This window comes from Sphingobium sp. L-44, assembly GCF_056859495.1.
On record NZ_JBSXOQ010000118.1, the window covers coordinates 16927 to 29666 of the forward strand.

Below are 12740 nucleotides of genomic sequence, written 5' to 3' on the forward strand. Positions count from 1 at the left end.
AGCATGACCATGGTCACCTTCATCAGCGCCGACGGCGAAAATCGACTGGAGGTCGATGCGCCTGCCGGGTCCGTCCTGCTGGAGGTTGCACAGGCGGCGGGTCAGCCGCTGGAAGGAACATGCGAAGGGCAAATGGCCTGTTCGACCTGCCATGTCATCGTCGATGCCGCCGATTTCGACCGGCTGCCGCGCGCGAGCGAGGATGAGGAGGATATGCTGGACCTGGCCGCTGCGGCGACCCGCACCAGCCGTCTGGCCTGCCAGATCATCCTGTCCGAGCAACTGGACGCGCTGACCGTCCGTATCCCCGGCGAATTCAACAATATGCAAGGTATGTAAGCCATGGCGCTGCGCAAATCCCTGTCGCTGGCGGCGCTGACCGCCTGTCTGGTCGTGGCCCTGCCGCTGTCGGCCGCGCCCAAGAAGAAGGCGCCGGCCAAGAAGGCCGAAGAGGTGCCGACCCTGCCGACATTGATGCCGCCCGCACCACGCTATCTGGTGCCGCAATCCGCGCTCACCTCCGTGCGCAATCCCAAGGAGATCGAGGAGGAGACCGGCGGGCGCATGGGCATCGCGCTGGTCGATCGCGACGGTGCGCTGATCCTGGGCTTCAACCGCGACGATCGCTTTGCCATGTGCTCGACCTTCAAGGCGCCGCTGGCCGCTGCCGTGCTGATCGGCGCGCAGGGCGGCAAGTTCGGGCTGGAGGGTGAGATCCCCTTCACCAAGGACGATATTCTCGATTACGCGCCGGTGGTGAAGAAGAACAAGAAGCGCGGCCGCATGTCGATGGCCGAACTGGCCGCGGCGGCGGTCGAAGTGAGCGACAATAGTGCCGCCAACCTGTTGCTGCCGATGCTGGGCGGGCCGGAGGGGCTGACCTCCTTCATCCGCGCCCATGGCGACAAGATCACGCGGCTCGATCGCATCGAGCCGGACCTCAACGAGAATGTCGCAGGCGATCCACGCGACACGACCAGTCCGGCGGCGATGGCCGGACTGATGGGGCGGTTACTGTTCCGCGATATGCAGGCGGCCGATGCTGACAGGCTGCGCGGCTGGCTGAATGCCAGCACCACCGGCGACAAAAGGATCAAGGCGGGCCTGCCCGAAGGTTGGACGTCGGGCAGCAAGACCGGCAGTTGCGGTACCGCCTATAATGACGTCGCGCTGGTGAAGTCGCCGGCGGGTGAGGAATATATATTGGCCATCTATCTCGACCGGCCGACCGTGGACGACAAGAAGGCCGAGGCGGCGATCGCCGAGGCCGCCCATTCGGCGCTGGAATTCGTCAGCAAGGCGCAGAAGAGCGGGCTGGACTAAAAGCCGCTCGATGGCGGGGGCGCCAGCCGACGATCCCACCCGCAGGAACTTTAATGTTTCTGGACGACGAAGGTGTGCGATACGCCCTGGATCTCCCTGAGATCGGTGCATTCCCGAACCTCGAGCGTGACACAGTCCTGCTGTTCGATGATGCGGAAAATTTCGTGCTGCGGCAAAGCGTTCATTTCCATGGCGGGCGCGGTGCCGGCCAGATATTCCGCCACGCTGAACCGCCACCCCTTGAGAAAGGTCGGGATCTGGACAATGGCCACGCCGCCGGGGCGCAGCGCGCTGAGTAGCCGCTCGTAGATCGCCGCCATGATCGGCGGAGGATTGTGCTGAAGCACGATGCGGCTGAAGATCAGGTCGAAGGTGCCGAGATCGTCAATGTCGTCCACCGATCGGATTTGGGCAAATTCAGCGTTGGTGATGGACTTGCTTTCCATGGTCTTCGCCGCTTCGCGCAGGTGGCTCGGCGAGATATCGACGCCGACGATCCTGCGCGCATGGGGGGCGAGGGCCACGGTGAGGCGTCCGACGCCACAACCGAAATCCATGACGCGATCGAAACCCGTTGCAGGCAGGCCGGCGCGACTGAGATAGCTCAGGGCATTGTCGACGTCGATCTGCCCATGGGCAAAGAAGGCGTCGAGATGCTCCTGCAATGAATCCTTGAAGAATACGGGATTGGTGAGAACCGACCAATGGGGTTCGGTTTCACCGAATTTCTTCCAGTTTTCCGCAATGCCGTCGAACATCATCTGCAATTGCCGGGGCGTGCAACGGACCTCGACGTCGTTATCCTTCTCGCCCATTTGTTGTCCGATGGGGGCGGCGCCAGCGGGCAGTGTCTGGGCGATCCCATCCCTAAACTCTGCGCTGTGGATGAAGGCCTAGCGAAGATCCTGCCAATTTGCCGCGCGGGCGTTGATGGCGATAACCTCCGCATTTTCCGGTTCGCGCCCGAGCAAGAAGCGGTAGCAATGTACGACGGCATCATGGGAAACAGGCATGTAAGTCAACCTCCCGATATTCGGAACGAGGGTTCTTGCAAGATCGGGATATTATCAAATATTCTTGCTAGCTCACGATCCAAAGCGCGGATGAGCGCGTTGGTGGCTCGTCTCTGTCCTCTCATCGCCGTTGAGCGGTGTTTGTTCCTCATGAGGAGCCGCATGGTCAGGGAAGGATCGCTGCATGTACGGCAAAGTCTGACCCGTGTCGTGAAGGCGGCCGGTGTAAGCAGCGGATTGGCAATGCCCCCTTGCCTTCCTGTCATGAGTTCGCCATATGCCCGGCCGGGAGTCGGGCGGACGTAGTCGTCGCCAACCTGGTCAGGTCCTGACGGAAGCAGCCACAACGATTTTTCTGCGGGTCGTTCCGGCTCCCACCATAAGCATCACAGCGTGAGCCGATCCGCTAGTCTGAGATTTTGGTCACGGGCGATACCTGGTATCAGAAAAGCATCTACAAGAATCCAGATGCCTAAGGCGATCAATAAAAAAAACGCCGATTATGGCTACAAAAGTCGCCCAGCCAATAATGAGTAGTGCGAGCTGAGCAACAGCTGTTCCTGTTTGGCCTAGGTAGAAGCGATGGCCGCCGAAACCTCCCAAAAAGAACCACAGAAGGTAGGCGACGCCGACCGATTTTTTGTTGGCGTCGTATAGCATTTGCTGACGGGCATTCGATCCCCCCGAACTACCATTATTCTCCTGAACGTTCATTAAATCCCCCTAGTTATTTGTGGAATGATGGCATCCCTATCAAAGGCGGGCAAGGCCGCACTTGTCGTTGGATTCTGGCGGTCCCTAGCTGCTAAGAGCTTAGCATGTCCGATTCCCCTCAGCCCTATCGCGTGCTTGCGCGCAAATATCGTCCGCGCAACTTTCGCGAGCTGATCGGGCAGGACGCCATGGTCCAGACGCTGGGCAATGCGATCCGGCGCGGGCGCCTCGCCCATGCCTTTCTGATGACCGGCGTGCGCGGGGTCGGCAAGACGTCGACCGCGCGGCTGATCGCCAAGGCGCTGAACTGCATCGGCCCGGATGGGCAGGGCGGGCCGACGATCGACCCGTGCGGCGTGTGCGAACCCTGCATGGCAATCGCCGAGGGCCGGCATATCGACGTGGTCGAGATGGACGCCGCCAGCCATACCGGCGTCGACGACGTGCGCGAGATCATCGAGGCGGTGCGCTATGCCGCCGTGTCGGCGCGCTACAAGATCTACATCATCGACGAAGTCCATATGCTCTCGAAGAACGCGTTCAACGCGCTTCTGAAGACCTTGGAGGAGCCGCCGGCCCATGTGAAATTCCTGTTCGCCACGACCGAGGTGAACAAGGTGCCGGTGACGGTGCTGTCGCGCTGCCAGCGGTTCGACCTGCGCCGCATCCCGGCCGAGATGCTGGCCGGCCATTTCGCCCATGTGGTCGAGGCCGAACAGGTCGCGGCCGAACCCGATGCGCTGTCGCTGATCGCGCAGGCGGCCGAAGGTTCCGCGCGTGACGGCCTGTCGATCCTGGACCAGGCGATCGCCCATGCCGAAATGGGCGAGGGCGAGCCGATGGTTACGGCCGCGCAGGTGCGCGAGATGCTGGGCCTGTCGGATCGCGGCTCCACCCGCCGGCTGCTCGGCCTGCTGCTGGAGGGCGATACCGCCGCGCTGCTGGGCGGGGTGCGCGATCAATATGCGCTGGGGGTCGAGCCGCTGTCGCTGATGCGCGGCCTGCTGGAGCTGGTGCATGCGGTCACGCTGGTGAAGGCCGGGCGCGACATTGCGACGCCGGGCCAGTCCGACGAGGAACGCGGCGCGCTGGCCGACTGGGCGTCGCAGATCGGCTTCGGCCCGCTGCATCGGCTGTGGCAGCTGATGCTCAAGGGTCATGACGAGGTGGCGACCGCCGCCCTGCCGATCGAGGCGTGCGAGATGGCGCTGCTGCGCGTGATGCATGCCGCGACCATGCCCGATCCCAGCGACCTTGCCCGGATGCTGCAGGGCGGGGTGCCGATGGCCGCGCCGGCGCTGCCGGGCCAGGCGCCCGCCGCCGCCGCGCCCGCGCCGGAACCCGCGTCCAGCCTGCCTGCCACATTCGAGGATCTGATCGAAGCCTTCTGGCAGAAGAGCAAGGGCCATCTGGCGCAGGAAATGCATGATTGCGTGGGGATCATCCGCTATGATCCGCCGATGCTGGAGTATCGCGGCACGGCCAGCCTGTCGCCCGACTTCGCCACCCGGATCATCCCGGCGCTGCGCGAGGTGACCGGCGTCGCCTGGACGGTGACGCAGGGCGAGGGGGAGGCCAAGCCGACCCTGCTGGCCAATGAACAGCGCCAGCTGGCCGACAGCCGCGCCGCAATTTTGGAAACCCCGGTGGTCAAGGCGGCAATGGACGCCTTCCCCGATGCCGAGCTGGTCCATTCGGATGAGCCGGAACAATGGAGTGCCGAAGCATGAAGGATCTGAACGAAATATTGGGGATGGCCAGCCGCGTGCAGGAAGAGCTGCAGCGCGCGCAGGACAATCTGGACAAGCTGGAAGTCGAGGGCGCGGCCGGTGGCGGCCTGGTCAAGGTGAAGGCATCGGCCAAGGGCCGCATCCTGGGCGTGTCGATCGACGACAGCCTGCTGGCGCCGTCGGAAAAGCAGATGCTGGAAGACCTTATCACCGCCGCGTTCAACGATGCGCGCAAGAAGGCGGACGAGGTCAGCAACACCGAAATGGGCAAGATGACCGCCGGCCTGCCGCTGCCGCCGGGCTTCAAGCTGCCGTTCTGAGCCGGCGCGCATTGCCGTTCCGGGGCTGCCGTTGGCGGATAAGCCCTTGTTCATCGTTGCAGCAATATGGTGATCGCTGATTGATTGACGCGACGGGCATCCCCATAAAGGCGATGAACCGCATGACGGGCCGCAAGTCTGGCCCTGGAGAGTGAATGACTACGCAATATCCCCTTCTGCCGCTGCGCGACATCGTCGTCTTCCCGCAGATGATCGTCCCGCTCTTCGTCGGTCGCGACAAGAGCGTCGCCGCGCTGGAAGCGGCGATGGAGGGCAATAAGGAAATCTTCCTGGTGTCCCAGCTCGACCCGGCCGAGGATGATCCGGGCAAGGACGCGCTGTATGACACCGGCGTGGTGTCGGTGGTGCTGCAACTGCTCAAGCTGCCCGACGGCACGGTGCGCGTGCTGGTCGAGGGCAAGCATCGTGCCCAGCTGGCCGATCTGGCGCCTGCCGAGGCGGGCTATCTGGTCGCCGAGGTCGCGCCGGTCGAGGAGATCGTCGCCGAAGGTCCGGAAGCCGCTGCGCTGATGCGCTCGGTGGCCGAGCAGTTCGAGAATTACGCCAAGCTCAACAAGAAGCTGCCGGCCGAAACGCCGGTGCAACTGCGCGAGATCGACGATGCCGGTCGCCTGGCCGATTCCGTTGCCGCCAACATCAACGTCAAGGTCGCCGACAAGCAGTCGCTGCTGGTCGAGCCCGATCCGGTCAAGCGGCTGGAGATGGTGTTCGCCTTCATGGAAGGCGAGCTGGGCGTGCTGCAGGTCGAGAAGAAGATCCGCGGCCGCGTGAAGCGCCAGATGGAAAAGACCCAGCGCGAATATTATCTGAACGAGCAGCTGAAAGCGATCCAGCGCGAGCTGGGCAATGGCGAGGGCGAGGAAGGCGACGAGCTTGCCGAACTGGCCGACAAGATCGCCAAGGCGAAGCTGAGCAAGGAAGCGCGCGCCAAGGCGACGGCCGAGCTCAAGAAGCTCAAGGGCATGCAGCCGATGTCGGCCGAAGCGACGGTGGTGCGCAACTATCTCGACGTGCTGCTGGGCCTGCCCTGGGGCAAGAAGGGCCGGGTCAAGACCGACCTCAAGAAGGCGCAGGCGATCCTGGACGAGGATCATTTCGCGCTGGAGAAGGTCAAGGACCGGATCATCGAATATCTGGCTGTGCAGGCGCGCACCAACAAGCTGAAGGGGCCGATCCTATGCCTCGTCGGCCCGCCGGGCGTCGGCAAGACCTCGCTGGGCCGTTCGATCGCCAAGGCGACCGGCCGCGAATTCGTGCGCCAGTCGCTGGGCGGCGTGCGCGACGAAGCCGAGATCCGCGGTCATCGCCGCACCTATATCGGGTCGCTGCCGGGCAAGGTCGTGTCGAACCTGAAGAAGGCGGGCACCATGAACCCGCTGTTCCTGCTCGACGAGATCGACAAGCTGGGCCAGGATTTCCGCGGCGATCCGGCGTCGGCGCTGCTGGAAGTGCTGGACCCCGAACAGAACAGCAAGTTCCAGGACCATTATCTGGAGATCGACGTCGACCTGTCCGACGTGATGTTCGTGACGACGGCCAACTCGCTGAACCTGCCGCAGCCGCTGCTCGACCGCATGGAGATCATCCGGCTCGAAGGCTATACCGAGGACGAGAAGGTCGAGATCGCCCAGCGCCATCTGGTGCCCAAGCAGATCGACGCCCACGGCCTGAAGAATGGCGAGTTCGAGGTTACCGAGGCCGCGGTGCGCGACCTGATCCGTTACTACACCCGTGAAGCCGGCGTCCGCACGCTGGAGCGGGAAGTGGCGCGTCTGGCCCGCAAGGCGCTGCGCAAGATCCTGGAAGGCGCGTTCGACAAGGTCGAGATCACGCCCGAAAACCTGGCCGACTATGCCGGCGTGCGGAAATTCCGCCATGGCGTGGGCGAGGAAGAGAATCAGATCGGCGCCGTCACCGGCCTGGCCTGGACCGAGGTGGGCGGCGAACTGCTGACGATCGAGGCGGTGACCGTGCCCGGCAAGGGCCTCATCAAGACGACTGGCAAGCTGGGCGAAGTGATGAACGAATCGGTGCAGGCCGCCTTCTCCTATGTGAAGGCGCGCTCGCCCGGCTATGGCATCAAGCCGAGCCTGTTCAACCGCAAGGACATCCATATCCACCTGCCCGAGGGCGCGGTGCCCAAGGATGGTCCGTCGGCCGGTATCGGCATGGTCACGACCATCGTGTCGACCCTGACCGGCATTCCCGTCCACAAGGATGTGGCGATGACCGGCGAGGTGACGCTGCGCGGCCGGGTGCTGCCGATCGGCGGCCTCAAGGAGAAGCTTCTCGCGGCGCTGCGTGGTGGCATCAAGACGGTGCTGATCCCGCAGGAAAACGAGAAAGACCTAGCGGAAATTCCGGCCAACATCCGCGAGGGGCTGGAGATTGTTCCGGTGTCCCATGTCGACGAGGTGCTGGCACGTGCGCTGGTGTCCAAGCCCGAAGCGATCACCTGGACCGAGGAAGATGATCTGGCGGCGCAGCCCAGCGCCGGCCAGGGTCGCGACGGCGATCCTGCTATCCGTCACTAAAAGCCCGGTTTTCGGCGCGTTTATGCCCATGGGGGCAAAAACGCGCCGGAGCCGGGTTTTTTGACGCTTTCCCTTTGACACCGCTTGAAAGCTGGGCCTTATTGCCCCGCCTACGCCGCGATTCCTTGACTATCCAACATCTATAAAGGGGGTTCCCAAGGCATGAACAAGCAGGATCTTATCAGCGCCGTCGCTGAAAGCAGCGGTCTCAGCAAGAGCGACGCCAGCAAGGCGGTCGAGGGCGTGTTCGACGCCATCACCGGCGCGCTGAAGAAGGGCGACGAAGTGCGCCTGGTTGGTTTTGGCACTTTCTCTGTGTCGCAGCGCAAGGCTTCGACCGGTCGCAACCCGCGCACCGGCGAGACGATGACGATCAAGGCGTCGTCGCAGCCGAAGTTCAAGGCCGGCAAGGGCCTGAAGGATTCGGTCAACTAAGGATGCAGGCGCGCCCGTTCGGGCGCCTTGTCATTCGATGATTTTGCCGGCGTCGCGGTCGGGACAGAGTGAGGGAGAGTGGCGCTGCGGCAGGGGAAACCCGCCCGGCGCGTGCATGTCGAAAGGAAGGGGTAGGGGCCGGGAGCCTCTGCCCCTTTTTTTATGGCCTTGTGCGGCGGATCGCGGCGATGATCGGCCCGCTGCCCTCGACCTGCTGCGCCTGCGGGGGTAGGAGGGGGCATGAGAGCGATCAGACGGGGTATCGGGACTTCGGGTGCAGCCTTGGCGCTGCTGGGGGCATTGTCGGCCTGTGGCGGGGGGAATTTCCGTCCGGTGAGCGACATGCCGGTGCGCATCGGCAAGCCTTATACGGTGCGCGGCACCACCTATGTGCCGGCCGACCAGCCGGGCTATGACCTGGTCGGCTATGCCAGCTGGTATGGATCGGAATCGGGCAATCGCACCGCCAATGGCGAACGCTTCCGGCCGGGCTGGATCACGGCGGCACATACCAGCCTGCCCTTGCCCGCCTATGTCGAGGTGACGGCGCTGGATACCGGGCGCACGATCCTGGTGCGGATCAACGACCGTGGTCCCTTTTCGCGCGGGCGGATCATCGATCTGTCGCGCGGCGCGGCGGAGGAACTGGGGATTCGCGGACAGGGCCATGCGGCGGTCCGGGTTCGCGCCGTCGATCCGTCGGAAAAGGATCGCAAGAAGCTGCGCAAGGGCAAGCCGGCGGAGGGGCGGCCGCGCGTTGGGGCGGACGAACTGGCCGTGCTGCGCGCCCGTCTGGCGGCGTCCGGCAACGATGCCGGGCGATAATTTTCATCCTTTGACATAAGCTGCTTGACGGGGGAGGGGCGGCCGCATATGTGGCCCTTCTCGCGGGGCAACAGCCCCTGTGGCGATCGTAGCTCAGTTGGTTAGAGCGCCGGTTTGTGGTACCGGAGGTCGCGGGTTCGGATCCCGTCGATCGCCCCATTTCCTTCGGGAATGCGCGAAATGAAACCCCGTCCTGCCTCGGCAGGATGGGGTTTTCGCGTTTCTGGCTTCGGTGATTTTCCTGGCGCGTGGCGGCGGCTTTCCGCTGCCCTGGGCGCAACAAGAAAGGGCGCCCCTTGCGGGACGCCCTTCCTCTGCCGACTAACGCCTATGGGGCGTTTAGACTTCGGTTTAGAAGCTGGCCTTGATCATGCCGCCGATGATGCGCGGTTCGTTGATCATGCCGGTCAGGTTGTTGAAGTCGATCGCGCTGACGGCGCGGATCTGGTTGGTGATGTTGCGGGCGAAGGCTGCGATCTCATAACCATGGTTCGACTTGTAACCGACCTTGAGGCCGCCCTCCAGCGACGAGCGGCCGCGGAATTCGGCTGCCGAGTAGAGGAAGTAGTTGATTTTGCTACGATAGGCCCAGTCGGTATAAGCGAAGACTTCGCCCGCATCGCCGACCGGGATGCCATAGCGCAGGGTCGCATTGGCGATGTAGCGCGGCGCCTGGGGCAGGTCATTGCCATCCAGATAGCTGTAGGTGGTGCCACCATCGACGAAGGTGTTGCCGGTGGGCGTGCACATGCCCGAGCCGCAGACCGCCACGAAGGCGTTCTTGTCGCGGATTTCGGTGAAGTTGTAGCTGCCGCCCACGGTCAGGTTCAGGTGATCGAGCGGCTGCGCCTCCAGATTGCCTTCCAGGCCATAGCCGACCGCCTTGTTCACGTTGATCAGGCGGGCCGAGTTGCCGACGCCGCCGACCGCCGTCAGCTGCAGATCGTCGGTGTTCCAGTAATAGGCCGACAGGTCGAAGCGGACCATGTTGGCGATCGCGCCCTTGATGCCGCCTTCATAGGAGATGGTGGTCTGCTTCTTGGCGACCGAGGGGACGCTGAAGAAGGTCACGCGGTCCTGGATCGCCGGGCCCTGATAGCCGGTGGCGACGCGGCCATAGAGGTTCACGTCGGGGCTGAGCGCATAGGTGGCGCTGACGTCCCAGGACAGGTTGCTGCCCTGCGCGGTGTTGCTGAGCGGCAGGTCGACGCCGATCAGCTGCGACGAGATGCTGCTGGCGGCGAGCGCCGGATCGAGCGTGATCGTGTCGCGCTTGTCGTCGTGCGAATAACGCACGCCGGCACGCAGCGTCAGGGCCGACGTCACCTTGGCTTCGCCCGAGGCGAACAGGCCGATATTCTCGTTGGTGTTGTTGTGCAGGATTGCACTCACCCGGTTGCCCGCGAGATCATAGGCATATTCGTTATACTTCAGGCGCTGGTGGAAGAAATAGGTGCCCGCCTGCAGGCGGATGCCGTTCATGTCGTCCGTCGCGAAGCGGAATTCCTGGCTGAATTCCTCCGGCTTGGTCACGCCGCCGGTGTTGGAGTCGAACGAGCCGACGCCGAGCTGGCCGGCGGTGCAGCCGGTATAGGGGTAGCAGCCGCCGCCATCGATGTCGCCGGTGCTTTCGACGCTGGCCTTCTCATAGCCGGTGGTCGAGAAGAAGGTGCCCAGGCCGTCGACATGGAGCTGCATGCGCAGATTGCCGCCGCCCTGCTTCATCGACTGGCTGGTATAGCCGTCCAGGTTCACATGGTCCTTGTCGAAGCCGTCGACGAAATGGTTGCTGCCCTGCTTGAAGATGTTGGCGCGGAACACGCGCGGGCTGCCGTCCAGGTCACGATAATGACCGCTCAGCACGGCCTTGAAGTCGCCGGCTTCATAGGCCAGCTGCACGCGGCCGGCCATGTCGCGATAGCCTTCCAGCTCGCTGGCGGCGTTGCCGCCGTCATTATCGTTCTTGACCCAGTCGTCGCGACGCTGGAGCAGGCCCGACACGCGGAAGCTGAGGCCGTCGGCGATCGGGCCGCCGATCGCGGCTTCGGCATTGACGGTGTTGTAGGTGGCCCAGGAGGCGCTGGCATAGCCGGTGAAATGATCGGTCGGCGCGGCCGAGGTCATCTTGACGACGCCCGCCGGGGTGTTGCGGCCGAACAGCGTGCCCTGCGGGCCGCGCAGCACTTCAACGCTGGCAAGGTCGAACACCGGGAAGCTCTTGAGCATCGGATTTTCGAGCGCGACATCGTCGAGCACGACCGAGACCGGCTGGGCGGCGTTGGGATCGAAATCGGTGTTGCCAAGGCCGCGGATGTAGAAGCGCGGGAAGGTGCGGCCGAACGAGCTTTCGACCTGAAGGCTGGGCGTGCGCGCGGCGAGGAAGCGGACGTCGAGGCCGCTGCTGTTGAGGGCGTCGAGCTTTTCGCCGCCGATGGCGGTCACGGCGACCGGCACGTCCTTGGCATTTTCAGCCCGGCGCGAGGCGGTGACGACGATTTCACCCAGGCCTTCGCCCGATGCGGCGGGCGCTTCGGTCTGGGCATGGGCGGCACCGATCGGCGCCAGAGCGGTGAGTGCGACGGCGAGCGCGCCGCGCGAAATGCTGGTGAAGATATGCGAAGATGTCATATTTGGCCCCCTTGATTGGCCTGGCATCCGTTTCCCTGCTGGTGTCCGCTGTTGCGGATCGCGCGCGACGCTATGCGCGCGCGGGGCTTGGGGCAAGCAGGACTGTCGCCATTCTGTAGCATCCGTGCAACAGATTTGCCAAAATGCGACAGTCCGACCCGATGGCGCTGTCAGGCCGTGCCCCGATGCAAAGCGCCGAAGGGACTTCGCACGGGCCGCATTGCCGATTATAGCGCGCGCATGGATGACGCACGCGACCGGGGGCTGACCCTCAACCCCAAATATGACGATCATGGCCTTATCACTGCGGTGGTGACCCATGTCACCTCGGGGGAAGTGCTGATGGTGGCGCATATGAATGCGCATGCGCTGGCGCTGACGGTCGAGACCGGCCTGGCCCATTTCTGGTCGCGCAGCCGCCAATCACTGTGGAAGAAGGGCGAAAGCTCCGGCCATATGCTTGGCGTGCGCGACATCCGGATCGACTGTGACCAGGATGCCGTCTGGGTGCTGGCAGAGCCGGCGGGGCCGACCTGTCACACCGGTGCGCGCTCCTGCTTCTTCCGCCGGATCGGACCCGATGGGCTGAGCGCGGTCGATGAACCGGGCGTCGATGCGGCGCACTAGCCTTTTTCTCGCATGTCTTCTGGCCGGGTGTCAGCAGGCCGCGACGCCGGGCGCCGCCGCGCCCGATCGCAGCGGGGCCGCGGCTTCGGGGCTGGAGCGCGCGGCGATCGCGACCGGCGCCATTGCCGACGCGTCGCGGATCGCGCCGGTCGGGCTGTTCCAGCGGCGGCATGAAGCGGGGCGGGATTCGCTCTGCGTCCTTCCCGCCAAGTCGGGCGACTATCGTTTCGGGCTGGAGGCGATTTTCGGCACCGAACAGAGCTGCCATGGCGCGGGCACGGCGCGGCGGGCCGGCGACAAGCTGATCCTGAGCTTTTCCGGGGGCAGGAAGTGCATCATCGTCGCCCAATATGATGGCGACCAGGTGGCGCTGCCCGGCGTGGTCGACATGGCCTGTGACCGGCTGTGCGACGGGCGCGGCAATCTGGAAGGGGTGACCTTCCCGCGCATCGCCAATGATGCGGGCGCGGCCCTGCGTGCGCGCGATCGCGCGGATGAACCGCTGTGCGAGGCGGACTGAACGGGACGGACTGAACAGGGCCGGCATTTTGGCCGGCCCCATCAGGTTGA

12 protein-coding genes, 1 tRNA gene and 1 other RNA gene are annotated in these 12740 nt (G+C 64.3%); 11 read left to right on the top strand and 3 right to left on the bottom strand.

The genetic code is table 11. From position 1 onward, the window contains the following. Positions 1-3 precede the first annotated feature (3 nt). Both AC13EK_RS21730 and blaSGM read left to right on the top strand, forming a co-directional pair. Positions 4-339, top strand: a complete 336-nt coding sequence (locus AC13EK_RS21730) for a 2Fe-2S iron-sulfur cluster-binding protein (RefSeq protein WP_010337134.1) — start codon at positions 4-6, stop codon at positions 337-339. A gap of 3 nt (positions 340-342) precedes the next feature. Beyond that, complete coding sequence (blaSGM, locus tag AC13EK_RS21735) at positions 343-1323, top strand: SGM family class A beta-lactamase (RefSeq protein ID WP_069338105.1); 981 nt, start codon at positions 343-345, stop codon at positions 1321-1323. 50 nt (positions 1324-1373) lie between these two features. On the opposite strand, the gene AC13EK_RS21740 is transcribed toward blaSGM, so the two are convergent. Further along, a complete protein-coding gene (locus AC13EK_RS21740) occupies positions 1374-2138 on the bottom strand; it encodes a class I SAM-dependent methyltransferase (protein WP_483022384.1) in 765 nt (254 codons plus the stop codon). 482 nt (positions 2139-2620) lie between these two features. Here AC13EK_RS21740 and ffs point away from each other — a divergent pair. Continuing rightward, positions 2621-2718: signal recognition particle sRNA small type (ffs, locus tag AC13EK_RS21745), an RNA gene on the top strand. Between the two features lie 41 nt (positions 2719-2759). On the opposite strand, the gene AC13EK_RS21750 is transcribed toward ffs, so the two are convergent. Next, positions 2760-3050: a TM2 domain-containing protein gene (locus AC13EK_RS21750; RefSeq protein ID WP_234792462.1), complete on the bottom strand. Its 291-nt coding sequence runs from the start codon at positions 3048-3050 to the stop codon at positions 2760-2762. A gap of 104 nt (positions 3051-3154) precedes the next feature. Between AC13EK_RS21750 and AC13EK_RS21755 the strand changes: the two genes are divergently transcribed. From AC13EK_RS21755 to AC13EK_RS21780, 6 genes are all read left to right on the top strand, one after another. Next, entirely contained in the window at positions 3155-4780 is a 1626-nt protein-coding gene (locus AC13EK_RS21755) for a DNA polymerase III subunit gamma/tau (protein WP_037507431.1), read from the top strand. Beyond that, positions 4777-5100: a YbaB/EbfC family nucleoid-associated protein gene (locus tag AC13EK_RS21760; protein ID WP_004207701.1), complete on the top strand. Its 324-nt coding sequence runs from the start codon at positions 4777-4779 to the stop codon at positions 5098-5100. The genes AC13EK_RS21755 and AC13EK_RS21760 overlap by 4 nt, the downstream gene beginning before the upstream one ends. A 155-nt stretch (positions 5101-5255) precedes the next feature. Next, positions 5256-7655, top strand: coding sequence for an endopeptidase La (lon, locus tag AC13EK_RS21765; RefSeq protein WP_004207700.1), 2400 nt, complete (start codon positions 5256-5258; stop codon positions 7653-7655). Between the two features lie 162 nt (positions 7656-7817). After that, complete coding sequence (locus AC13EK_RS21770) at positions 7818-8090, top strand: HU family DNA-binding protein (RefSeq protein WP_004207699.1); 273 nt, start codon at positions 7818-7820, stop codon at positions 8088-8090. Positions 8091-8330: 240 nt separating this feature from the next. Continuing rightward, entirely contained in the window at positions 8331-8915 is a 585-nt protein-coding gene (locus AC13EK_RS21775) for a septal ring lytic transglycosylase RlpA family protein (RefSeq protein ID WP_069338106.1), read from the top strand. 82 nt (positions 8916-8997) lie between these two features. After that, positions 8998-9074, top strand: a tRNA-His gene (locus AC13EK_RS21780). Between the two features lie 192 nt (positions 9075-9266). Here the strand turns inward: AC13EK_RS21780 and AC13EK_RS21785 are convergent. Then, a complete protein-coding gene (locus AC13EK_RS21785) occupies positions 9267-11543 on the bottom strand; it encodes a TonB-dependent receptor (RefSeq protein WP_483022385.1) in 2277 nt (758 codons plus the stop codon). Between the two features lie 240 nt (positions 11544-11783). Here AC13EK_RS21785 and hisI point away from each other — a divergent pair, with 240 nt between their 5' ends. Beyond that, positions 11784-12170, top strand: coding sequence for a phosphoribosyl-AMP cyclohydrolase (gene hisI, locus AC13EK_RS21790; protein WP_069338107.1), 387 nt, complete (start codon positions 11784-11786; stop codon positions 12168-12170). Continuing rightward, positions 12157-12690 (top strand): hypothetical protein, encoded by a 534-nt coding sequence (locus AC13EK_RS21795; protein ID WP_037521773.1) that lies wholly within the window; start codon positions 12157-12159, stop codon positions 12688-12690. The genes hisI and AC13EK_RS21795 overlap by 14 nt, the downstream gene beginning before the upstream one ends. Positions 12691-12740 lie beyond the last annotated feature (50 nt).